Here is a 21,249-nt window from a genome sequence, read left to right as displayed (position 1 = left end):
GATGTGGCATCCGGGGCGTTTTCGTGGAACGTCATTGGATATCCGTGATGCAGATGCCCTTTTCAGGCAGCCGCCGTTAGTTCTGGAACAGTGACAGAATTGATTGCGGTGCCTGGTTGGCAATCGACAGGGCCTGGATGCCAAGCTGCTGCTGAACCTGCAAGGCCTGCAAGCGCGCACTTTCTTCCGCCATGTCGGCATCGACAAGGTTGCCGATACCGACTTCGATCACATCGGACAATTGGTCGGCGAACAGCCGGTTTTGTTCTAGACCGGTCGCACCGGTTCCTAGCCGTGTCAGGGCGGCGTTCAAATTTTCTATGGATGTATTGATGCTGGTCACGGCTGTGGCTGCGTCGGCCTGCGTCGAAATTCCGTCTGACGCACCGAGGGTGATGACGGTACCGCCGAGTGTCAGGTCTTCATGGGCCACACTGAAGGTCTGTGTGGCATCGGCATTGGTGATGGCGACGATTCTATCGGTACCGCCGTCAATCAGATTGGTACCGTTGAATTCCGCATTGTTGATAATCGTGGTGATCTGGTCACGCAGAGTCTCGAAATCCAGGTTCAGCGCTGTCCGGCTTTCGTCATCCAGCCCTTCGTCGGCGGCGGACACGGCACGCTCTTTCATCTCCAGAAGAAGATCACCGATGGCATTTGCCGCGGCCAACGCGACATCGATGGAGGAAATGCCTCTGTCGAGCGATTGCTTGACAGCGTTCAGGCCCCGCAGATCACCGCGCAGATTCTGTGCGATTGCAAAGACAGCCGCGTTATCCCTGGCGGACGAAATCGCCAGACCGGTATTGATCCGGTTCTGGTTTGCCTCCAGGTCGGCATTAGTCTGTGTCAGATTTCGCAGGGCACTCAGAGCGCCGGCGTTGACGTTAATTGAAAAGGCCATAGACCCTCTCCTTCAATGACGTTCCTTGATGGCCGGATAGCCCAGCCGGAATGTGTTAAAGCAAAGGGTGTGCCAGAAATTTTACGCCATAACTCATTGAAAAATAATAAGAAAAATTATGGCGTGAGAAATTTTGAAAAATTTTGGCAAATTATGCCGTGCCGGATTCAGGAAATATTTTTCCCATGGGCGGCGGGGGTGAGGCACTTGCTGCCCAGGGCCAGACGGCATAATGGCGGTGTTTCATGCTTTGTCGTTGTACGGATGGAGGCGGACATGCCGTTATCGCCTTCGAAGCTGAGCGGATTCCGGGCGCGGCTGTGATAGCCGTGCGGCTCAAATGAATAACAGTGATGCCCACCATCCAATGTGGGAAACGGCTTTTGTGCCAGGGTGTCCACAATTCCCTCACCGGACGCGGGCAGAGGCTATGTGATCCACATTATAGAGGCTTTCAGGAGAGATACCGGTGTCTTTGACAGCTTTTTCTGAACCATGTTCTGCCGGAACCCGAACGCAAAAGGACAGCGCATTTGCCGCTGTCCTTTTGCCTCATGTGTTTGTTACGGGCTGCACTATGAACGCTGTGTCGTAAATCCTGGCCGCGACCATGTGTGAAAGCGTCGCTTATGGATACTGGTACAGCGCGAAATCATTTGCAAATCGCCGGAATATCCAGCGTGCGACGTGTTTCACACGCCTTAAATGGTGCGATTCAGGCTGAGAGAGGTCGGGCGCAGTGTCTTGGGAACATTGGGGGCTGCACTGCTGCCGTAGCCGATCACCGGCTGGGTCTGCCGGGTGGCTTCTTCGCTGACCGTTTTGATCAGACCTTCCGCCACGGATTTAAGGCGCAGAACGATCCGCGCATGGTCGCGCAATGTTTCGCGGAAAGTACCGGTGACCGATTTGATATGGTTGCGGACCTCTGAATTATCGCCGCCCAGTTGTTCGCGGTTGATCTGAAGCCTGTTCAGGGTTTCGCGATACTCTGACATCAGGCGGTTTTTTTCGCCATGAAACTGCCCGGCTTCGCGCGGCCGCTGCGAACGCAGCAGCTCGGTCTCTTGTGTAAGCAAATCGTTCAATGCATGCGTCAGCTTGACCAAACGGGCGGCATCGCCTGTCAGCAGGGGGGCATTTTCAGCATCCGTTTGGGGGAGCTTTGTTTGTGCGTCCGTCATCTCAATGCTCCTGAAGTTTGATAAGTTCCTGATAGACTTTATCGGCTATGCCGATGCTGCCGGTGCGCGCCATCACCTTGCCGATCTCATCCACCATCATGCCGCGATAGATACCTTCTGCATGGCCGCCCCCCATAAGATCGTTGGTCGGAACCGTTTCCATCATCGGGCCCAGCATCTGTGACAGGAAAACGGCTTCGAACTGAACGGCGGCATCCCAGGCTTGCGGATCTTTTTCGCCATTTCGGGGCGTACCTTGCGCTGCCTTGTCCAGAGCCGCTCGTGCCTGAGAAAGCCGCGTGTCCACAGCGGCATATGGGGCAGAATGTAACAACGCCTCGGACATTACATCACTTCCAGTTCGGCCTGCATCGCGCCGGCGGCTTTTATGGCCTGTAAAATCGAGATCATATCGCGCGGTCCGACACCAAGGGCGTTCAGTCCGTCAACCAGTTCCTGAAGGGTGACCGTGGGCGGTAGAATGCCAAGCTGGCGGTCGCTGCCATCGTCGATCGCAATATTTGTGCGTGGGACAATCGCCGTCTGGCCCTGTTCCGAGAATGGTGCCGGCTGAGAAACCAGCGGTGTTTCGGAAATGGTAATTGTCAGATTGCCCTGGGCGATGGCGACCGAGTTAATGCGGACTTCCGAGCCCATGACGATAATGCCTGTCCGTTCGTCGATGACCACCCGGGCCCTTTGGTCCGGCTCGATTTCCAGCCGCTCCATATCGATCAGCATCTGGACAAGGGATTTCTCGTACCCGACAGGCCGGTTCAGTTGGACCGTGGCGGGATCAAGAGGCAGCGACAAAAACATGCCGAGGTGATCGTTGATCTTATCCGCGATGCGTTGCGCGGTGGTCAGGTCCGGATTGTGCAATGAAAGCTTGATGGTGTTTAAATCGCTCAGCTCGAATTCGACCTCGCGTTCCACAATGGCACCATTTGCAATCCGGCCCGAGGTGGGAACGCCTTGCGTGATACTGCCGGCATCGCCCTGTGCCGAGAAACCGGCGACGGCAACCCCGCCTTGCGCGACGGCATAAACCTCGCCGTCCGCGCCCAGGAGCGGCGTGGCAAGCAAAATTCCGCCCTTGAGATCCTGTGCATCGCCGATGGACCCGATTGAGACATCAATGCGCGTCCCCTGGCGGGCAAAGGCGGGCAGGGTGGCCGTGACCATCACGGCGGCAACATTCTGCCCACGTTGGATGCGGCCTTTTGTATTGATACCAAGCCGTTCCAGCATGGCGTTGATACTTTGCTCGGTGTAAGGTGTATTGAGGATGATATCCCCGGACCGGTCCAATCCGACGACAAGGCCGTACCCGACCAATTGGTTATCCCTCACCCCTTCTATTGATATGATGTCTTTCAGGCGTGTGGGCACCGCCATGGCGGTTGACACCGGCAGCAAAACGGATACGGCCATCAAAAGGAAAAAACACACTCGGGCTGTATATGTATGGCCAGATTTATGCACGGAATTCATCCTTGTCTCAAAAGCCGCTTTTCTGCCGCCGTCCTTTAAAGGATGGCAAAGGCAGTATCGTCATTGACCTCTAATGCGATATGCATGCCAGTTTTCCTGGAGGTGCTTGAAATCGCCGACGGCCTTGCCCGAATGGCTTCGGATGGTTTGAAGAGGACAGATCGCATTAAGCGCTTGCCGTAATGCGGGAAAATATTGCCGTGACGGCTGGCGGGACTTGCCCGTTTTTATTCGGCGGCCTAAATTGTCCTTATGAAGATCACCGGCCCAGATCGTATCAGTCCGAAATCTGTTCAGAAAGCTGGCCGCAGGCGCACTGCGGGCAGTGGAACGGCATTCAGCGAAGCGCTTGGCGAAGCTGAACAGAAGGGTGGTAGCGCCCCTGTCAGCGGGGCAGCGCCTCTCGCGCAGCTTGACGCTTTGCTAAGTCTTCAGGAAGTGCCCGACGCAGCGGCCGGGCGGTCAAAAGGCTTGCGCCGGGCCGAGGATATGCTGGATGTTCTGGAAGGTATCCGGCGGGCCATTTTGTTGGGCGCAATTCCGGCGGTGCAGTTGCGGTCCCTCGCCGGGCTGGCACGCGACCATCGCACCCGTGCCGATGATACCCGTCTTGATGACATATTGGGTGAAATCGAGCTTAGAGCGGAAGTCGAACTTGCCAAATATGGGTTTTAATACAAGTCTTTATAATGTTTTCCTCAAGATGGAAATCCCATATTATTAGCGCTTGTGCCAGTCTCTATAAATCTCTATATAACGGCTGCTGAAATCCGTGTTTGGAGGGAACGGAACTCGATCAGCCGTAAAACCTGTCATATACGGATTTGATCCGCACCTTGCCCATGATGCTGGCTCCGCATGGTACAAGGCCGGGTGCAGAAATAAAGACAGTCGGAAAAAGACAGTGGGGTAGAGAGTGACAATGTCGCAAACTTCGTCAGCTATCGAATTGCCTGAAGACTATTATCCCGGTGCGGACGAGGACTTTATGAATCCTCTCCAGCTTGAATATTTTCGCCGGAAACTTCTCAACTGGAAGCAGGAAATTCTGCGGGAGTCTGCCGAGACCCTACAAAACCTTCAGGAAGATAACCTGAGGGAGCCGGATATTGCCGACAGGGCTTCATCCGAGACGGATTGGTCTGTGGAACTGCGCACGCGTGACCGCCAGCGCAAGCTTGTGGCCAAGATTGACTCCGCTCTTCGCCGGATTGAAACCGGTGAATATGGATATTGTGAAGTCACCGGGGAACCCATCAGCTTGAAACGCCTCGATGCCCGGCCTATTGCCACAATGACGATCGAGGCTCAGGAAGCGCATGAGCGCGCCGAAAAAGTCCACCGCGACGACTGACCGACTGTAGTTTTCCATTTGTTTTACACTGTGTCTGTAGCCAGGTTGACGGTATAGCAGCCGATCATGGTTTGGGTGCACTGGTGCTTTCGAAATGCTCCAATGCCGGATTATCAACCGCTTTGGACTGAGACCGCTGCATAGAAATGCCGGTCAAAAGAAAAGGGCCGGGCGCCACTTTGCGGACGTCCGGCCACTGCATGAAGATCTCAGCAGATTGAAGTTGGCTTTTTCGATAAGCGTTCCAACAAATTTCCTCAGTGCACCTCCTTTCTTCCGAATGCTGTTAAAAGGGAAAGACGATGTCGTACAGCTGGGTGCCGTAGCGCGGCTGCTGTACGTCTGTCAGTTGGCCCTTGCCGCCATAGGCAATGCGGGCTTCGGCAACCTGTGTATGCTGGACGATATTGGCGCTGGAGATATCTTCAGGCCGTACGATCCCGGCAATCAGCAGCTCACGCTTTTCGAAGTTCACGCGGACTTCCTGCCGGCCCTGAATGACCAGATTGCCGTTGGGCAGAACGTCTGTGACGATTGCGGCGACTGTCAGATTGATGGTTTCGCTGCGGTTTACAGCCCCGTTGCCGGTATAGTTCGATGCCGAGTCCGCATCGACAAGAGAACCGGGATCGAACGCATCCCGAATGCCATCGTGAATGCTGCCGTCCGGGGCGTCATTGTTCGTATACAGAAACGGAATGGCTGTTTCCACGCCGCCGAAATTATCCAGCCCCACTTCCTCGCTTGACGACCTGCTGCGCGATGTCTGATTGCCGATCTGGGCCTGGTCGGCAATGGCGATCTGTACCGTAAGAATATCGCCCACCTGACTGGCGCGCTGGTCTTCAAAAAAGGCCCGGGCACCTGTTCGCCACAGGGAATTCGCCTCATGTTTACGATTGGGGTCGGGTTGGGGCACGCTGATCGTGCTTTCCCTTACGGGGGCGACCACATCCTTGATGGCACTCATGGGCGGTTCCTGACCGATAGAGCCAAGTCTGTTCAGGTTGGAGCACGCCCCGAGGCTGGCGGCGAGAACCGATATGGTAACAAGTTGTTGAACGTGCTTCCGCATTGTCTGTCTCCAAAATGGACTGCCCTGTTGGTCTTATCTGTTTGCCGTCAGGAGAGACCGGATACTGATGACTTCCACCTGATTGGTGCTGATGACACGCGCATCAAGTGCCTGGTTTGATGCGCTGTTCATGACTCTGATCGTGTCACCCTTCGCACCGTCCTGCATGGCCCGGCCGGCTGCGGCCAGTTTCAGGGCTCCGGCGCTGTATGTGATGCTGACGGCATGCCCTTTTTCCACGGCCAGGGGACGTGTCAGGTCAGTTGTCATCAGGGGGTACCCTGTCCTCAAGGGGCGACGCAGGGTCATGCCGATGATCTGGTCGGTGGTCTGGATCACACGGGCGTTTACACGCTGAACAGGGATATCCATCCACGTAATGTCACCTTGCCGCACGACATCTCCTGGCCTGATCTGGCGAGCCAGAACAGGAACGCTGTGCATTTCCTCGAGCCGGCCCGTGATCGATATGTCCTGGGTGCTTTTTCCCGTTGGAAACCGCAAAACGGCACTGAAGCGGTCCCGCCGGCTCGAAAGGCTGAAGCGGTCAATTTCAATATCCGACAAGGTTGCGCCATGGGGCAGATATAAATTATCGAACCGTCCGAATAGCCGAACATTCAGGGACGGGGCCGCGCCTTCCGATATGGCGAGGTCTGCAATCAGCATTTCAAGATCCCGTTCTTCAACGGGAATACCATCACGCCGGATGGTCACACGGCGGATATGGCCCGGCAGCGTCCAGTCAATATCGTTGTCCTTGATGATCCGTATCAGGTCGAATTGGGTCAGGTTGATTGTGCGGCCCGGTACGGGAGCATCCAGAACGGTATCTTCGGCTTTGTCGCCGATATCGGTGAAAAGATCGCCAAGACGTATGGTGGACCCTGACACCACGATGTTTTGCCGGATTGTGACGGCATAGGCCGGCGTCGCGGCAAACATGGCCGCCATGCTTGTCAACACCAGGGCTGTTATGCCGTGGCGTACCGGTTTCCGGTGCATCCGTTTCGTCGTGTGAGAGGCGCGGGTCATGTCGATATCCTCATCGGGCCGTAACCGGTGTTAGCGGAGATTATTGGCCGAGTTCAGCATTTCATCCGCCGTGGAAATCACGCGTGAGTTCAGGTCATAGGCCCGCTGGGCCGTGATCATCGATGTGATCTCCTGCACCGCGTTCACATTGGATTGCTCCAGAAAGCCTTGCAGAATATTTCCGAAACCCGGCTGACCGGGGGTGCTGATGACGGCCGGGCCGCTTGCCTGACTTTCCAGGAAAAGGTTGCCGCCTATGGCTTCCAGGCCAACCTCGTTGGCAAAAGTGGCGATATCCAGCTGGCCGACGATCTGGGGCTGGACCTGACCGTCAATAGTGGCCTGAACCTGACCTTGCTCGTTGATGGTCACACCAACAGCATCATTGGGAATATTGACAGCCGGCTGGATGATGAAACCGTCCGGATTGACGAGCTGACCGTTCTGATCGATCTGAAACGCACCTGCGCGGGTATAGGCTTCCTGACCGTCGGGCAGCAACATACGGAAATAACCGCGGCCGTTGATGGCCAGGTCAAAAACATTTCCGGTGTTTTGCAGGCTGCCCTGATCGGTAATACGGTAAATGCCTGCTGTGCGTACGCCCACGCCAACCTGAATCCCGCTTGGCAGGACCGTGCCCGCATCCGAGGAGTTTGTACCGACCCGCTCGATATTCTGGTAAAGCAGGTCCTGAAATTCCGCCCGTTGCCGTTTGAAAGCGGTCGTGTTCATATTGGCGATATTATTGGAAATAACCTCAACATTGAGCTGTTGGGCCAGCATCCCCGTGGCTGCGGTTGCAAGGGCTTTCATGTCACGTCCTTCCCTGTGCGGTCATCAGGATTTGTAAGAAACCGGGTTTTGCGAGAGCCGTGTGTCATGGGGTCATCCCTTTCAAGGCCATCGCCGGTCACTGAACGCGCGCCAGCCGGTCAAGGCTGTCTTCGCGCAGGTCATTGATGGTATTGCTGTTACGCTGTGCGGACTGGTAGCTGCGCTGGACCTTGATCATCTCGGCCATCATTTCGACGGCATTGACATTCGAGCTTTCATATCCGTTGGAGACAACCCGGGCGATGGTCAGGTCATCCACTTCCTGTGGTGCCTGCGTGGTGCTGTAAAGGCTGCCGCCTTCGCGCGACATCAATTGTTCATTGTCGAATGTGACAAGGCGTAGCTGGCCTATTGCACCCAGATCTCCGATGACCCCGCCATTTTCTGAAATGGTCGGCGTGCCATCGGCGGCGGTGGTCTGTATGGTATCACCATTTACGCCGAGCACCCTCTCTCCCGAGAGCAGGGAGAGAAAGCCTTCATTGTCCAGTGTCATGCGGCCGTTGCGGGTGTAGAATGTTTCGCCGGCCTGATTGAGGACACTCAGATATGCCTGTCCGTCAATGAAAACGTCCAGGGGATTGTTCGTTGCGATCATGGTGCCCTGATCCAGATTGCGGATGATGCCATGGTCGAGAACATATGAGATGCGGCCCCCTTGGGTGGCCTGGGCCCCTGCGGCGTCCATCAGATGCTGCTGGAAAACAACACGTTCCTTTTTAAAGGCTGTCGTCGACATGTTGGCAACATTGTGGGCGATGATATCCATCCTGCGCCGAAGCGCGGCTTGATTTGACATGCCCAGAAAAAGTGTTGTGTCCATGTGTTTTCTCCAGCTCATCGGTCAACCGGGTCCGGCATGTATTCTGATCTGATGCCGGTGTGCTGCCGGTTGGTCCGGCATATTGCCATCGACACCGAAGCAGAAAGTGTGCCAAAAATTTTTTCTTTTTAAATCAATATATTAAATTGATATATCGCGGTGTGGCTACAGGGGAGAGCTATCGTTTGCCGGGTAGAGCCTGCCGGTGCGGCAAGCTTTTCTTCACCACAAAATGCATTTTGGCACATGTTTGCTTCTCACAAGGCCTTCATGGCTTGTTAACTATACGAGTTTAAAGATATCTTTAGCTTCGCGCAGTGTGACACAACGATGTTCCAATGCAGTCAGGCAGGCGTCGGCTCTGCCTGGTTTCGCTGTGCACGGTGGAAAGCGGCGTAAAAGAAGAATACGAATAGGCAGGCTATGACGGATACCGAAGCGCCGGTACTTGATGAAGCGGACCTCGTTGAAGGTCTCGAGCGCAAGCGGCTTGGCGGCAAACAGATCGCCATGATTGGCGGCGCTGTATTTGTTGTGCTGCTTGGTATTGTCGGTCTGATTTCGTTGTTCTCGGGCGGAAGCGAGGAAGAGGTCCCCGAAGATGCCTCCGGCTCGGTTGAGCAGGAACTGGAGCGCCTGGCGGATGAAGCGGCCCAACGCCGCGCGCAGTTGGAAGAAGACGTCCCGCTTGAGGAATTGCAGCTTCTTTTCTACCCCTTGCCCGACCAGCTTTATAACCTGAATACCGGTGGACAGGGTGCCAGCTTTCTCAAGGCCAGAATTACCCTTGAAGTGGACAGGCAAAGCTATCTTGCCGACCTTGAGACAAAGCTGCCCCGCATACTGGATGAATTCAATGCCTATATGCGTGAATTGCGGCCCGAAGACCTGGACGGTGCCGCGGGCATATTCCGTCTCAAGGAGGAACTGCTTATGCGCATCAATCAAGCGGTTGCTCCGACGCGGGTCAAGGATATCCTTTTTCAGGAATTTCTGATTCAGGGCGGTTAATGTGTGGCGGCAAGTGGCAAGGACAATTTGGCAACAGGAAGCCGATGAGGCCTGTCGCATAGCGATGGGACTGCGTCACACGGACCGGCAGTCCATGCCCATGGGTGAATGATCAATGGCTGAAGACGACGACGAACCGGTAGACGACGACGCCCTGGCAGCGGAATGGGCCGCAATGGCTGGAGACGGCGATGACGGCGATGAGGGTTCCGCCGATCCGGATGATCAGGACGCCATGGCCGCCGAGTGGGAGGCCATGGCCAGTGAAGGTGCTGCCGAAGATGGCGATGAGGACATGGATTCGCCGTCACCCGGACGTGTGCTGGATCAGGATGAGATTGACAGTCTGCTTGGTTTTGACGGGGATTCCGACACCGGTGAGACAACGGGTATCCATGCCCTGATCAACAGCGCGCTCGTCTCTTACGAGCGGCTTCCGATGATGGACATCATTTTTGACCGCATGGTGCGGATGATGTCCACCTCGTTGCGTAATTTTACCTCCGACAACATCGAGGTTTCTCTCGACAATATTACATCGGTGCGTTTTGGCGACTATCTCAATTCCATACCCTTGCCGGCCATGCTGGCCGTTTTCCGTGCGGAAGAATGGGACAATTACGGTCTGATTACCGTTGACTCCAGCCTGATTTATTCCATCGTTGATGTCCTTCTTGGCGGGCGGCGGGGGACGGCTGCGATGCGGATCGAGGGACGTCCCTACACAACCATCGAGCAGACGCTGGTGGAACGGATGATTTCCGTTGTCCTGAAGGACATGTGTGGCGCCTTTGAACCGCTGTCGCCTGTCAATTTCACCTTTGATCGGCTGGAGACCAATCCGCGTTTTGCCACCATTGCCCGTCCGCCCAACGCGTCGGTTCTGATCAAGCTGCGTGTCGATATGGAAGACCGGGGCGGACGGCTGGAAATCCTGTTTCCCTATGCCACGCTTGAGCCAATTCGCGAACTGCTGCTACAGCGTTTCATGGGGGAGAAATTCGGGCGCGATACCATCTGGGAAACCCATCTGGCGACGGAATTGTGGCAGGCGGACGTCGATCTTCAGGCGATAATCGATGAAACCAGCATGTCTCTGCGCGATGTGATGAATCTCCAGGTCGGGCAGACCATATTGTTTAACAAAACGCCTGGAGACGAAATTGTCCTGAAATGCGGTGGCGTCCCCATGGTCAGTGGTGCCATGGGGCGCGCTGGCCAGCATGTGGCCGTTCAGGTACGTCGTACCGCCGAGCGCCTTCAGGTCGTGCAGGATGCCGCGCGACAGCAGGAGGGGCAGGGATGACATCGACCCTCGTACCGATCGTGGTGGATACTGTTTTGGCCGTTCTGCTGGTGGGGGCCATGGTGGTAAGCTGGATGGTCTATCGGCGTTTGGACATTATCCGCAACGGTCAGGCCGAGATGCAGAAACTGGTGTCTGAATTGAACCAGTCGGTCGTACAGGCGCAGCAAAGTGTAACGCAACTGCGTCAGGCTGCCAAGGAAGCGGAGAGTACGCTTGGTATTTCTGTACGAAAGGCACAAGCCCTTTCCGATGAACTGACGCTGATTACCGAAGCCGGCAATAATCTTGCCGACCGGATCGAAAAGGGTCTGACAAACAGGCCGGCATCGGCGCCTAATACAGTATCGTCCGACGCCGTTCAGGATGATGGCTCAAAGGCGGGCGGTCGGACTTCGGCGGATGGCGGTAAAGACCAGAAGTCTCTGCTCGCCGCCCTCAGGGAGGCGCGTTGAGATCATAATCCCTGGCCGCCGGCGTCGTGGTGTTTGTATGGGAGTGGCCGTGAACGCGTACAATTGTGCGAAGTGGGGAAATTGCTTCACGGATGGACGGTTTCTCACATCGAAACATTGCCGCGGTGGGGCTGGGATGAGAAAAAGCTTACGGGCTTTTGCTGATGTGCGGAACAGGTTTGATACGCCGAAACCTTGATGCCGGTAGGATGTGACGATTTCGGCGCTGGATAACAGGGGTGATGGGATGGCCCATATGGAACAGGCTATGGAACCCAGGGTGAAGCTGCTGCCGCTATTGATTCTTGTGGCGGCGGCATCCTTTGCACTGCGTGCTGTCGATATCTATGCGGGTCTCTCGGTTCTGACACAGCCTGTTGAAGCCCAGGACGATCAGGAAAGCCGTCAGGAGGGCGAGGCGGCCGGTGCCGAACCGGTCGAGGCTGCCGATCCGGCGCGACAGGAACCGATCGTCATCGGTTTGCCCAGTAATGAAGAACTGGAACTGATCACCCAGTTGCGTGAACGGCGTGAAATGCTTGACCGCCGGGAACAAAGCCTTGATCTGCAAACACAGCTGCTTGCCAGTACGGAAAAGCGGATCAACGACAAAATCGTCCAGCTTGAGGTTCTGGAGGCGCGGATTAAGGACCATCTTCGCCTGTTTGAAGAGCGGGAGGCCGCACAATTGCAAAGCATTGTGCAGGTATATGAGAAGATGAAGGCGAAAGAAGCGGCCCCCCGTTTTGAGGCCCTGAACCTGCAGGTTCAGCTTGATCTGGTCACGCGGATGAAGCCGAGCAAGGTCGCCGATTTGATGTCCCAGATGACCCCTGCGGCGGCTTCGCGATTGACAACGGAACTTGCGACCCTGGCGCAGCCACCCAGCCTTGAAGAAGTGCAGGGCGGTGGACGCTGATAAGTATAAATATTAAGCGCCATGGTCGTGATCAAAGGCGTTTGACGGCAACAGGCACCCCGTCAGGCACTGACCGCTATAAAAAGATAAACTGTCCGCTGAATGGACTTTGAAAACGGCGAAAAAAATAACGGCAAGAAATATGCATCAGGTTCTTGGTCATTCTGTGGAGGGTTCGCCGGCCCCTGCTGTCCAAGATGAAGGAGACATGCTGAAATGGGCAATCAGATGGCTGCTGTAAGTTTGGAAGACCGGGCGGAAGCACTTCGCCAGGATCGTGGTGATACCGTCGCCATAGATGATATTCGCCAGGTTGTGGGCAGTCTTGTCGAAGGGACGACACCCTCTGCCGATCTGCATCAAGTGGCTGTTGAGTTGCGGGAACTGCTGCAATTTATCGGCTCGGCAAAGGATGAATTGGTTGGAATGCAGCCGAAGTCCCTTTCAAATCGGGATATTCCTCATGCGACAGATCATCTTGATGCCATTGTCAAGGCGACCGAAGATGCCGCCGGTATCATTATGAATGCCGCGGAAACGGCATCCGAGGTGGGGACGCAAATCGGCGGAGATCAGGGAGAGCGCCTGACAGAGGTTTCCACGCAACTTTTCGAAGCATCAAGTTTTCAGGACCTGACGGGACAGCGTATTACAAAGGTAACCCGGACGTTGGCGCATCTGGAAGGCCGTTTGAATGCCCTGGCGGATGCTATCGGCGATGATTATATCGAACCCGAGGATGACCCCGAAAAAGATAGCGAGGGTATCGTCATGAATGATGAGGAATTGCTCCATGGACCACAATTGGAAGGTGAGGGCAATTCCCAGGACGAGATCGATGCCTTGCTCGCCTCTTTTGACTGAAAAGCCGGTAACAGGGAGGCCGTGAGCGGCGCCAGCCATGCGCCATGAATCAGATTTTCATATCCGCACCTGCCATGGGGATGACCGCACGAGCGGTATGTTTATCGGCCTTTACCTTATCCTTCTGGCCTTTTTTATCGTTTTGGCATCGATTTCATCCCCGCAATCGATCCGGACCCTTGAAGCAGTGGAAGGTGTACAGACCGCCTTTGATGCTCCGGAAACCGGTGTTGAGGGTACGGCCCCGGCAAGAGACCGGGAGCAGCCGGAAGAAATAGGCGCTGATAATTATCTTGATGGGGTCCAGGACCTGTTTCTGGCGGAACTGGGTATAGAAGGCCGCTTTGCCGGAGAACGTGGCCACGTTCTCGAGATTGCTTTTCCACTGGAATATTTCTTTGAAGCCGATAGTCTGGAAGTGCGCCGTAATCGGCATACCCTCCTGTCGCAGCTTGCGGCCATGGCCCGCACCGAGACAAGGGGACGCCAGAACGATATTACGTTTCTGTTTGGCACCGGTATGGAGCCGATCACGGCCGAGATCACGGAAAGCCAGGATACGGCATTACGCCGTGCGGGGGCGTTGGCACGCCTTTTGGGCGAGTTCGGCCTGCCGACAGGCCGGTATACGACCGGGATGATCCCGGGCGACCCCGCGCAGATTATAGCGATTTTCAAAAGTGATCCGGCTTCCGCCAGTCCCGGTTCTGCGGTGCAAACCCCATGACCGGTTCTGGCGACAGGGACACCGGTTATGACCGTCTTCCGGTTGAAAAGGAGGTCCATACTCCTTGGATGATCACATTTGCAGATCTGCTGTCGCTGATGCTGACCTTTTTTGTTCTGTTATATTCCATGAATACGATTGAATTCCGTCACTGGTCCTCGGTCGTGGAAACCATGGCGCATCAGTTCAATCCTGAAAGGGCCGAAGTACAACCTGAACCACATCCGGAAACGCCGCATATCATGGTCCGGCGTCCCGCGGGAATGAATCTCAATTATCTTCAGTCCTTGCTTGCTGACGATGTTGCGTCCGAGCCTTTGCTGGCGGATGCGTATGTCACCCGCGTCGGGGCGCGTGTCAGTCTCGTTTTGCCGGCCGATCGGTTTTTCGAAGATAAAACCGCTGAGCTGAAACCCGCCGCCGCATCGGCCATTGCGCGTATCTCGACCACGCTTGTCTATTTGCGCAATCGGATCGTGGTGGCGGGCCATACCAATCCTACACCGGTTGTCAGGGGCCGGTATCGCTCGAACTGGGAGCTGTCACTGGCGCGGGCGCGTCTGGTGTCCGGCCTTCTGGCGGAAAACGGTTATGCGGCACCGCTCAGCGCGATCGGGTATGGCGACAGCCGGTTCGGAAGTTTTGCCCCCTCACTTTTGCCGGCGGAGCGCTACAGACTGGCGGAACGGATAGAAATCTCCATAATTGCAGAAGGCAGGGAGAGTGATTTCTATGATTTGTTCTGAGCGCAAACACCTGACCGCTTCTGCTCTACGGTCGGTCATGGTTGCCGGTCTGGCTCTTGGTGCCGTGCTTGCGACCGTCAAGGTGACGTATGCGCAGGACAGCGGAACTGTATCGGCGCGGGACCAGGTACGCATTCGTACCGGCCTGCATCCGGACTATTCCAGGGTGGTTTTTGATTTCACTGTCGCCCCCGACTACCGCCTTGAGAGAACCGGTACCGAATTACGCATTGTTTTTGAGCGCGGCCTGTCAGCGGATTTCGGGACCCTGGATGCCGCTTCTCTACGGGATATCCAATCTCCGCGCCTGATTGAAAATGATGGCCGTACCATCATGGCTTTCACGGTCGCCGAGAATGCGAGGACACGGGATTTCCTGTCGGGCCAATCCGTGGTCCTGGATGTCTTTTCCGATCCATCGCGTGCACCGGCGACTGTACCGCCAGCGGTTTCATCGCCGCCTGTTTCGTCATCGGACACGGCCGAAACCATACCGCAATCCCAGGAGGATGAGCCTCAGCCCCCTTCTTCCGCCGGTCTTGTCGCCGCCGACACGGGCGAGGTGGAGCCCATTGTCAACCCTGGAGAAGAGCCGGACGAGGGGCCGCTGCCGGAGCGCGGTGTCGACGGTGCGGGCCGTCCGGACAGTGAGAGAGGAGGACGCACCGATATTGAGCTTGTAGCCAGGCGTGAAGTGATCGGCGATCTTATTCTGCCTGTCATGCCCGTATCCGGTGAGGATGGAGGCCGGTCCCTGATCCGGCCCGTGGTGGAAGCTTTTGATCAGGAACTGACGCTGACATTTCCGTGGCGGGATACGGTCGCAGGGGCTGCTTTCGTACGCGGTGGGGTGGCCTGGCTTGTTTTTGACCGGGCCTATGATCTGGATGCAGGCGACCTTGGGGCCAATGAACAAGCCGTTACCCGTTGGATGAGGGAGGTCGATGTCCTGCCGCACCCGGATGCCTTGGTCATGCGTCTGGTGTTACGGCGGCAAATCAGCGTGGTGCTGGAGAAGGTCGGTCTCGACTGGGTCGTCAGAATGAAGCAGTCTCTTGCCAAGCCGCGTTTTCCTCTCGTGCCCGAACGTCGCCTGGATGAAGCCCAGCGACAACAGATATTCATTCCGGCGGCGGATTTGGGCCGTAAGGTCGCTGTCGAGGACCCTCTGGTCGGCGATGAAGTTGTCATTTTTCCCACAAATTCGCAGGGCCGCGGTCTTGCCAATCGTTTTTCATTCGCGGCTGCTGAACTGCCGGAAACTGCGCAGGGAATTGCTGTTGTACCCTTTTCGGACCGTGTTCAGGTTTCACGCTTTCCGGACGGTGTCGCCATTCAGGCCGACGGCATTCCGCTGTTTTCAGCGTCAGCCGGCGTTTCACAGATTGCCCGGCGCGGTGTTGCGGCCGGGGCTGGGCGCCTTGTTGATTTTGATGCGTGGCGCGCCGGAGAAGCCTGGCGGTATCGGGAGAGCAAATCCCTTTTGCAGTATGAATTGTCTGTCGCGCAGCCCGGAGAGCGTAATGAAGCCCGTTGGCGGTTGGCCCGCTTTTTTGTGGCGCACGGACGTGATGCCGAGGCGATGGGCCTTTTGGAAATTCTTCTTGAGGAAGACCCGTCCCGTGAATCACGCGCCGATTTCCGTATTGCGCGCGGTATAGCCAGCTTTGGAATGGGACAGTTGCCCGCGGCGTATGAAGACCTGACCCACCGCAGCCTTTTATCCGACCAGGACGCTGAGTTGTGGCTTGCCATGGTGGCCGAGAGCGATGGTCGCTACGGCGATGCGCTGGATCATTATCGGCGCGGCCGCGATGTCATGGGGACCTATGATGCCGTAACGCGTGCGGACATGCAGTTGGCCATGGTACGTGCAGCAATTGCCGAAGAGGACTATGTCCTTGCCAGTGAGGAACTGTCTCTTCTCGCTGGATTGGACCTGACGCCGAAGCAGGTCACCGAAGCCGTCTTTCAGCGTGCCAGACTGGCGGAACGCGAAGGCCTGACCGAACAGGCGGCAGTGCAATACGCCGATCTCGCCATGTCTCCGCAGCGGGGTGTGGCCGCCCGGGCGCGCTATGCCGCCGTTCAGCGTGCGCTGTCCGACGGCAGCATGACGCCGGACAGCGCGATCGAGGAACTGGAACGCCTTCGGTACGCATGGCGGGGCAATGCATTTGAAGTGCAGGTGATCGATATTCTGGCGGATCTGTATTTCATGCAGAGACAATACGCCAGCGGCTTGGAAAGTCTGCGCCAGGGTGTTGCCTATTATCCGGATGCTGCCCGGGAAAAACGGTTTACCGCGCGCATGGGGCAAACTTTCCGCGATTTGTATCTTGAAGGCGAAGCGGATTCATTGTCGCCGTTGCAGGCGATTGGGCTCTTTTACCAGTTCCGTGAACTCACGCCGCTTGGCGCGGACGGGGACCTGATGATCCGGCGCCTGGCGGACAGGCTGGTGTCTGTCGATCTATTGGACCGTGCCGCCGAGCTGCTGGATTATCAGGTGCGTGTACGCACGGAGGGCGCCGCCCGTGCATTGATCGCTTCCAATCTGGCAAAGGTTTATATTCTGGATCAGCATCCCGACAAGGCGATAGAAATTCTGAGGGCAACCCGTGAACCTCAATTGCCTGCGGATATTTCCGCCAGTCGGCGATGGGTCGAAAGCCGTGCCCTGATCGAGCTTGACCGCTTCGAGGAGGCGGAAGTTCTTCTGGAACAGGATGACAGCGGTGAGGCTGAATTGCTGCGCTCGGATATTTACTGGGGTGCGCAGGACTGGCAGCGTCTTGTGCGTACGAACCGCCGTCTTCTTGGGGATGCCTGGCGCAACGGTTCCCCTCTATCCGACCGGCAGCGTCTGCATCTGATCCGTATGGCGATTGCCATGACTTTTCTCGAGGATCGCCAGGGTTTGATCGATGTGCGGAGTTTGTATGGCAATGCCATGCGGGACGGTAATTTTGCCAATGCCTTTGATCTGCTGACGAACAATCAGGAACTCAGCGGCCGGGAAATAGGCGCGATTGCAAGTCAGATTGCCAGTGTGGAAAAACTCCAGTCTTTCATGCGGGATTATCGCAGCGACTTCACGGGCAGATGATTGCCGGATGATTGTCCCTCTGCTCCGGCGGGCGGGGCGCTCGGCATAAAGAACAACCGATATCCATAAGGTATCGGATTTCACATATGTTCACGGACTGCGTGACCTCATGTGCCGCGATCGGTGCCGAGGCGGGTTTGTCCGCTGTCATGGACCAGCCGTTTCCCATTTTGGGCTAGGGTTTCTCAACGTTTTCCGATTTTCACCAAGTCGTGACAGCTATATGATTTTTTATTCCTCTTGCGTTGGTAGACTATGAACCCGCGCCCAATCAGGCTGACACTTTGAAAAACCTGGGTGCACGATCACTGACAAGAGAGGTAAGAGAGATGAAATTCGACCGCTTCACCAAAACCGCCATCGCCACCAGCGGTGCCGTTGCTTTTGCCATGACGATGGTTGCCGGCGAAGCTGCCGCAGCCGACAAGAAGAAAATGGAAAAATGCTATGGTATCGTCGCCAAGGGCCAGAATGACTGCGGCACCTCGACCCATTCATGCGCCGGACAGGCGAGCGTTGATAACCACAAGGAAGAATGGATCTACGTGCCGGCAGGCCTGTGCGAAAAAATCGCCGGCGGCAGCACGCAAAAACCAAAAGTATAAAACAGGCGATTGACTGTAACGGCCGGTAGCAACTCATGTCCCCACAGGATGATATGTCCAGCAATGATATGCAGGCGCTTCCTGCTGGCCTTCCGGCGGTGGGCGTTGGCTTGAAGAGCCAGCATTATCAAAATGTTTTGGATCTGTTGCCGGCCGTCGACTTTTTCGAGGTCCATGCTGAAAACTATATGGTCGATGGGGGCGCGCATCATGCGTTCCTGTCCGCGATTTCCAGGCATTATCCTCTTTCTTTGCATGGCGTCGGTATGTCGCTTGGCAGTGCGGATGGTCTGGACAGCGGTCATATCACCCGTTTCAAGGCACTGGTGGAGCGTTACCGTCCTGCCCTGGTATCGGAGCATCTGGCATGGACCGGCGTGGCCGGGACCTATTTGAATGATCTTCTGCCACTGCCATTGACGGAAGAAAGCCTGGCGGTGGTGTCGGTCAATGTGGACCGCCTGCAGCAGGCGGTGGGGCGGCAGATCCTTGTGGAAAATCCGTCCAGCTATCTCGCATACACCCATTCCACCATTGCCGAGCCCGATTTTCTGGCCGCCTTGTCATCCCGGACCGGCTGCGGCCTGATCCTGGATGTGAACAATGTTTATGTTTCGGCGGCCAATCTGGGTTGGGATGCACTGGAGTATCTTGGATATTTTCCGGTTGAGGCGGTTCGGGAAATTCATTTGGCGGGGCATCTGATCCGTCAGGTCGATGACGTTCACCTGCATATCGATGATCATGGCAGCGCGGTCACGGATGATGTCTGGGCGCTTTTTACCGCCGCACTTGCCCATACCGGACCTGTGCCGACTTTGGTCGAGTGGGATACCAATATTCCACCGCTTGACACGCTTGTCGGTGAGGCGATGAAGGCCCGTGCAGTTCTCCGGCACCATATGGACGAAATGGCCGTCTCACATGACACCGCTCGGAAAGAGCCGGCCAATGTCTGAAAAGTCTGACACAGCGGTTAAACCTGCCAGTCTGTCGGAGATACAGCGCAGCATGCGTGCCGTTATTCTCGGTGCGGAAAAGCCCGACGGTATGCTGACCGCGCTGGTGGCGCCGAACGGATTGCAGCCTGAGCAACGGCTGCAGATCCACCGCAATAATTACAGAGAATCTCTGAGCAATGCTCTTTTGGGCGTTTTCCCCATTATCACGGCTTTTGTGGGACGGCCTTTTGTCAAGGGTGCTGCTTTACGTTTCATAGATGATAATCCCCCCAGGGAAGCCCGCCTTGGCGCGTATGGCGGTGATTTTGCCGATTTTCTTGAAGCCTTCGAACCGGCACGGAGCGTGCCTTATATTGCCGACCTTGCCCGCCTGGAGTGGGCCATCCACATTTTGCAGAATATCGATGAAACAACCACACTGGACGGTGCCGCCGCGCATACGGCTCTGGCAGAGGGAAGGCTCGCTCTGGCACCGCATGTGTGTCTGGTGGAAAGCCGGTATCCCATCATCAGTCTGTGGATGGCAGGCACCGGCCAAATGCGGGCCGAAGCCGTACATCTGGATATGGGCGGCCAGACGGCTCTTGCGATCAAACAGCAGGGAGCTGTCAGGCTGTTCCCGCTTGATGACGCGGAATTCACTCTTCTCTCGGCACTGTCGACGGATGGAACCGACTTTGCTGCGACACTTGATATAATTACCGGTTTAGCGGATCGCGGCGTTTTCACATGCCGGAATGACCGCTCCCCTCTTTAGGAGACGATCGATGGAACGATTTCTCAGTCTGTCCAAGGCTGTTCTTGGTGTATTGGAAAAGCCATTCGCGGCTACGGATATGTTTCTGTTTTTCATACGTATCTGGATTGCCAAGATTTTTTTCACATCCGGCCTGACCAAGATGGGTGACGGTCTGTTTGTCCTTGATGACTCAGCCGTGTTGCTCTTCGAATATGAGTATGGCTTCGCCGAGGCGTGGGCCGAAGTGATGGCGCGACTGGCCATGTATGCCGAAGTGGTCTTTCCGGTTCTTCTGGTCTTGGGCCTGGGCGCGCGTTTCGGGGCCGCCGGTTTGATCGGTGTGACCTTCGTGATCCAGTTTTTCGTGTATCCGGCGTCCTATGCCGAGCATCTTACATGGTTCGCGGCCCTGCTGCCCATCTTTCTGCTTGGCCCGGGCAAGCTGTCAATCGACCATATTATTCGTCATAAATACGCCTAACCTCTATCGCGGCTGCTCTGAATTGCGTTATGGAATGGAGACGCCGTTTCCGTCCCGGCCCTGCCGGATATTCTAACGCCGGTTATACCGGGATAAAGCGTGCGAAGAAGGCAGGGAGCGCTCATGGACGAAATCGACCGTAAGATTCTGGACCTGCTGCAAAGGGATGCAACGCTCAGCACGGCGGAAATCGCTGAATCTGTCGGTCTTTCCACCACGCCGTGCTGGCGACGTATCCAGATTCTGGAACAGGAAGGTTATATCACCGCCCGTGTGGCCTTGGTTGACCGCAACAAGGTGAATGTCCCACTGGATGTGTTTGTGGCGGTGCGTACCGATGAACACAATATCGACTGGCTGGACCGTTTTGCCGGGATTGTCTGCGATTTTGGCGAAGTGGTCGAATTATACCGTATGAGTGGTGATATCGACTATCTTATGCGGGTCGTTGTGCCGGACATGGCGGCTTATGACGCGTTTTACAAGAAACTGATCAGTGACGTGCGGCTGACGGATGTCAGTTCATCCTTCGCCATGGAACGGATCAAATATACCACTGCACTGCCGCTCGAATATGCCGAGCAGCGCGGTCGCACCAAACGCAAACGGGGATAGG

General features: G+C 56.0%; 24 protein-coding genes. 16 read left to right on the top strand and 8 right to left on the bottom strand.

Translation table 11 applies throughout. The annotated features are described in order from the left end of the window. Positions 1-76 precede the first annotated feature (76 nt). Positions 77-907 carry a flagellin gene (locus BXY39_RS07860; RefSeq protein ID WP_121938272.1) on the bottom strand — a complete coding sequence of 277 codons (831 nt, stop codon included), beginning with the start codon at positions 905-907 and terminating at the stop codon, positions 77-79. Between the two features lie 15 nt (positions 908-922). Between BXY39_RS07860 and BXY39_RS19145 the strand changes: the two genes are divergently transcribed. After that, positions 923-1,231 (top strand): hypothetical protein, encoded by a 309-nt coding sequence (locus BXY39_RS19145; protein ID WP_147453509.1) that lies wholly within the window; start codon positions 923-925, stop codon positions 1,229-1,231. A 377-nt stretch (positions 1,232-1,608) separates the two neighbouring features. Here BXY39_RS19145 and BXY39_RS07850 read toward each other — a convergent pair whose 3' ends face one another. The 3 genes from BXY39_RS07850 to BXY39_RS07840 are packed head-to-tail and all read right to left on the bottom strand — an operon-like array spanning position 1,609 to position 3,489. Then, positions 1,609-2,091 (bottom strand): hypothetical protein, encoded by a 483-nt coding sequence (locus BXY39_RS07850; RefSeq protein WP_121938270.1) that lies wholly within the window; start codon positions 2,089-2,091, stop codon positions 1,609-1,611. A 1-nt stretch (position 2,092) separates the two neighbouring features. Next, on the bottom strand, positions 2,093-2,437 hold the full coding sequence (locus BXY39_RS07845) for a rod-binding protein (RefSeq protein WP_121938269.1): 345 nt from the start codon (positions 2,435-2,437) through the stop codon (positions 2,093-2,095). Next, positions 2,437-3,489: a flagellar basal body P-ring protein FlgI gene (locus tag BXY39_RS07840; RefSeq protein WP_245999004.1), complete on the bottom strand. Its 1,053-nt coding sequence runs from the start codon at positions 3,487-3,489 to the stop codon at positions 2,437-2,439. Before BXY39_RS07840 ends, BXY39_RS07845 begins: the two co-directional genes overlap by 1 nt. A gap of 348 nt (positions 3,490-3,837) precedes the next feature. On the opposite strand from BXY39_RS07840, the gene BXY39_RS07835 reads away from it, so the two are divergent. Together BXY39_RS07835 and dksA are read left to right on the top strand one after the other, a co-directional pair. Beyond that, positions 3,838-4,260, top strand: coding sequence for a flagellar assembly protein FliX (locus BXY39_RS07835; protein ID WP_121938267.1), 423 nt, complete (start codon positions 3,838-3,840; stop codon positions 4,258-4,260). 247 nt (positions 4,261-4,507) lie between these two features. After that, positions 4,508-4,939 (top strand): RNA polymerase-binding protein DksA, encoded by a 432-nt coding sequence (gene dksA / locus BXY39_RS07830; RefSeq protein ID WP_121938266.1) that lies wholly within the window; start codon positions 4,508-4,510, stop codon positions 4,937-4,939. A gap of 286 nt (positions 4,940-5,225) precedes the next feature. Here the strand turns inward: dksA and flgH are convergent, their stop codons facing one another. The 4 genes from flgH to BXY39_RS07810 all read right to left on the bottom strand — a co-directional run bounded on the left by flgH (position 5,226) and on the right by BXY39_RS07810 (position 8,709). Then, positions 5,226-6,014, bottom strand: coding sequence for a flagellar basal body L-ring protein FlgH (flgH, locus tag BXY39_RS07825; protein ID WP_121938265.1), 789 nt, complete (start codon positions 6,012-6,014; stop codon positions 5,226-5,228). Between the two features lie 33 nt (positions 6,015-6,047). Continuing rightward, positions 6,048-7,049: a flagellar basal body P-ring formation chaperone FlgA gene (gene flgA, locus BXY39_RS07820; protein ID WP_121938264.1), complete on the bottom strand. Its 1,002-nt coding sequence runs from the start codon at positions 7,047-7,049 to the stop codon at positions 6,048-6,050. Positions 7,050-7,079: 30 nt separating this feature from the next. Continuing rightward, the gene (flgG, locus tag BXY39_RS07815) at positions 7,080-7,865 is read right to left on the bottom strand and encodes a flagellar basal-body rod protein FlgG (RefSeq protein WP_121938263.1); all 786 of its coding nucleotides are present in this window, start codon (positions 7,863-7,865) and stop codon (positions 7,080-7,082) included. 97 nt (positions 7,866-7,962) lie between these two features. Next, the gene (locus BXY39_RS07810; protein ID WP_170163697.1) at positions 7,963-8,709 is read right to left on the bottom strand and encodes a flagellar hook-basal body complex protein; all 747 of its coding nucleotides are present in this window, start codon (positions 8,707-8,709) and stop codon (positions 7,963-7,965) included. Between the two features lie 423 nt (positions 8,710-9,132). Here BXY39_RS07810 and BXY39_RS07805 point away from each other — a divergent pair, with 423 nt between their 5' ends. From BXY39_RS07805 to BXY39_RS07745, 13 genes are all read left to right on the top strand, one after another. Beyond that, positions 9,133-9,720 carry a flagellar basal body-associated FliL family protein gene (locus BXY39_RS07805; protein ID WP_121938261.1) on the top strand — a complete coding sequence of 196 codons (588 nt, stop codon included), beginning with the start codon at positions 9,133-9,135 and terminating at the stop codon, positions 9,718-9,720. 115 nt (positions 9,721-9,835) lie between these two features. Beyond that, a complete protein-coding gene (fliM, locus tag BXY39_RS07800; RefSeq protein ID WP_121938260.1) occupies positions 9,836-11,026 on the top strand; it encodes a flagellar motor switch protein FliM in 1,191 nt (396 codons plus the stop codon). Further along, positions 11,023-11,481: a DUF6468 domain-containing protein gene (locus BXY39_RS07795; protein ID WP_121938259.1), complete on the top strand. Its 459-nt coding sequence runs from the start codon at positions 11,023-11,025 to the stop codon at positions 11,479-11,481. The genes fliM and BXY39_RS07795 overlap by 4 nt, the downstream gene beginning before the upstream one ends. 256 nt (positions 11,482-11,737) lie before the next feature. Next, complete coding sequence (locus tag BXY39_RS07790) at positions 11,738-12,400, top strand: MotE family protein (protein WP_147453508.1); 663 nt, start codon at positions 11,738-11,740, stop codon at positions 12,398-12,400. A 216-nt stretch (positions 12,401-12,616) separates the two neighbouring features. After that, positions 12,617-13,264: a protein phosphatase CheZ gene (locus BXY39_RS07785; protein WP_121938257.1), complete on the top strand. Its 648-nt coding sequence runs from the start codon at positions 12,617-12,619 to the stop codon at positions 13,262-13,264. Positions 13,265-13,301: 37 nt separating this feature from the next. After that, positions 13,302-13,991, top strand: a complete 690-nt coding sequence (locus BXY39_RS07780) for a hypothetical protein (RefSeq protein WP_121938256.1) — start codon at positions 13,302-13,304, stop codon at positions 13,989-13,991. Further along, positions 13,988-14,737, top strand: a complete 750-nt coding sequence (locus tag BXY39_RS07775; RefSeq protein ID WP_121938255.1) for an OmpA/MotB family protein — start codon at positions 13,988-13,990, stop codon at positions 14,735-14,737. Before BXY39_RS07780 ends, BXY39_RS07775 begins: the two co-directional genes overlap by 4 nt. Next, positions 14,724-17,846 carry a tetratricopeptide repeat protein gene (locus BXY39_RS07770; protein WP_147453507.1) on the top strand — a complete coding sequence of 1,041 codons (3,123 nt, stop codon included), beginning with the start codon at positions 14,724-14,726 and terminating at the stop codon, positions 17,844-17,846. Before BXY39_RS07775 ends, BXY39_RS07770 begins: the two co-directional genes overlap by 14 nt. A 329-nt stretch (positions 17,847-18,175) precedes the next feature. After that, complete coding sequence (locus BXY39_RS07765; RefSeq protein ID WP_121938253.1) at positions 18,176-18,451, top strand: BufA1 family periplasmic bufferin-type metallophore; 276 nt, start codon at positions 18,176-18,178, stop codon at positions 18,449-18,451. Between the two features lie 53 nt (positions 18,452-18,504). Further along, positions 18,505-19,410, top strand: coding sequence for an MNIO family bufferin maturase (gene bufB, locus BXY39_RS07760; RefSeq protein WP_121938252.1), 906 nt, complete (start codon positions 18,505-18,507; stop codon positions 19,408-19,410). Then, positions 19,403-20,170: an HvfC/BufC N-terminal domain-containing protein gene (locus tag BXY39_RS07755; RefSeq protein ID WP_170163696.1), complete on the top strand. Its 768-nt coding sequence runs from the start codon at positions 19,403-19,405 to the stop codon at positions 20,168-20,170. The genes bufB and BXY39_RS07755 overlap by 8 nt, the downstream gene beginning before the upstream one ends. A 10-nt stretch (positions 20,171-20,180) precedes the next feature. Then, a complete protein-coding gene (locus BXY39_RS07750; RefSeq protein WP_170163695.1) occupies positions 20,181-20,633 on the top strand; it encodes a DoxX family protein in 453 nt (150 codons plus the stop codon). 123 nt (positions 20,634-20,756) lie between these two features. Then, positions 20,757-21,248: an Lrp/AsnC family transcriptional regulator gene (locus BXY39_RS07745; protein ID WP_121938249.1), complete on the top strand. Its 492-nt coding sequence runs from the start codon at positions 20,757-20,759 to the stop codon at positions 21,246-21,248. Position 21,249 lies beyond the last annotated feature (1 nt).

The organism is Eilatimonas milleporae, from assembly GCF_003688555.1.
GTDB classification, from domain to species: domain Bacteria; phylum Pseudomonadota; class Alphaproteobacteria; order Sphingomonadales; family Kordiimonadaceae; genus Eilatimonas; species Eilatimonas milleporae.
Note: the sequence above shows the minus strand (reverse complement) of the source record. Positions and strands in the feature narration are given on the sequence as shown.

Coding starts and splice junctions, on each gene's coding strand:
- flgH (WP_121938265.1), bottom strand. CDS start 6,014: ATGCGGAAGCACGTTCAACAACTTGTTACCATATCGGTTCTCGCCGCC.
- BXY39_RS07840 (WP_245999004.1), bottom strand. CDS start 3,489: ATGGCGGTGCCCACACGCCTGAAAGACATCATATCAATAGAAGGGGTG.
- flgA (WP_121938264.1), bottom strand. CDS start 7,049: ATGACCCGCGCCTCTCACACGACGAAACGGATGCACCGGAAACCGGTA.
- BXY39_RS19145 (WP_147453509.1), top strand. CDS start 923: ATGACGTTCCTTGATGGCCGGATAGCCCAGCCGGAATGTGTTAAAGCA.
- flgG (WP_121938263.1), bottom strand. CDS start 7,865: ATGAAAGCCCTTGCAACCGCAGCCACGGGGATGCTGGCCCAACAGCTC.
- BXY39_RS07755 (WP_170163696.1), top strand. CDS start 19,403: ATGTCTGAAAAGTCTGACACAGCGGTTAAACCTGCCAGTCTGTCGGAG.
- BXY39_RS07780 (WP_121938256.1), top strand. CDS start 13,302: ATGCGCCATGAATCAGATTTTCATATCCGCACCTGCCATGGGGATGAC.
- BXY39_RS07860 (WP_121938272.1), bottom strand. CDS start 907: ATGGCCTTTTCAATTAACGTCAACGCCGGCGCTCTGAGTGCCCTGCGA.
- BXY39_RS07805 (WP_121938261.1), top strand. CDS start 9,133: ATGACGGATACCGAAGCGCCGGTACTTGATGAAGCGGACCTCGTTGAA.
- BXY39_RS07750 (WP_170163695.1), top strand. CDS start 20,181: ATGGAACGATTTCTCAGTCTGTCCAAGGCTGTTCTTGGTGTATTGGAA.
- BXY39_RS07795 (WP_121938259.1), top strand. CDS start 11,023: ATGACATCGACCCTCGTACCGATCGTGGTGGATACTGTTTTGGCCGTT.
- BXY39_RS07850 (WP_121938270.1), bottom strand. CDS start 2,091: ATGACGGACGCACAAACAAAGCTCCCCCAAACGGATGCTGAAAATGCC.
- BXY39_RS07845 (WP_121938269.1), bottom strand. CDS start 2,437: ATGTCCGAGGCGTTGTTACATTCTGCCCCATATGCCGCTGTGGACACG.
- BXY39_RS07765 (WP_121938253.1), top strand. CDS start 18,176: ATGAAATTCGACCGCTTCACCAAAACCGCCATCGCCACCAGCGGTGCC.
- bufB (WP_121938252.1), top strand. CDS start 18,505: ATGTCCAGCAATGATATGCAGGCGCTTCCTGCTGGCCTTCCGGCGGTG.
- dksA (WP_121938266.1), top strand. CDS start 4,508: ATGTCGCAAACTTCGTCAGCTATCGAATTGCCTGAAGACTATTATCCC.
- BXY39_RS07785 (WP_121938257.1), top strand. CDS start 12,617: ATGGGCAATCAGATGGCTGCTGTAAGTTTGGAAGACCGGGCGGAAGCA.
- BXY39_RS07770 (WP_147453507.1), top strand. CDS start 14,724: ATGATTTGTTCTGAGCGCAAACACCTGACCGCTTCTGCTCTACGGTCG.
- BXY39_RS07790 (WP_147453508.1), top strand. CDS start 11,738: ATGGAACAGGCTATGGAACCCAGGGTGAAGCTGCTGCCGCTATTGATT.
- fliM (WP_121938260.1), top strand. CDS start 9,836: ATGGCTGAAGACGACGACGAACCGGTAGACGACGACGCCCTGGCAGCG.
- BXY39_RS07810 (WP_170163697.1), bottom strand. CDS start 8,709: ATGGACACAACACTTTTTCTGGGCATGTCAAATCAAGCCGCGCTTCGG.
- BXY39_RS07745 (WP_121938249.1), top strand. CDS start 20,757: ATGGACGAAATCGACCGTAAGATTCTGGACCTGCTGCAAAGGGATGCA.
- BXY39_RS07835 (WP_121938267.1), top strand. CDS start 3,838: ATGAAGATCACCGGCCCAGATCGTATCAGTCCGAAATCTGTTCAGAAA.
- BXY39_RS07775 (WP_121938255.1), top strand. CDS start 13,988: ATGACCGGTTCTGGCGACAGGGACACCGGTTATGACCGTCTTCCGGTT.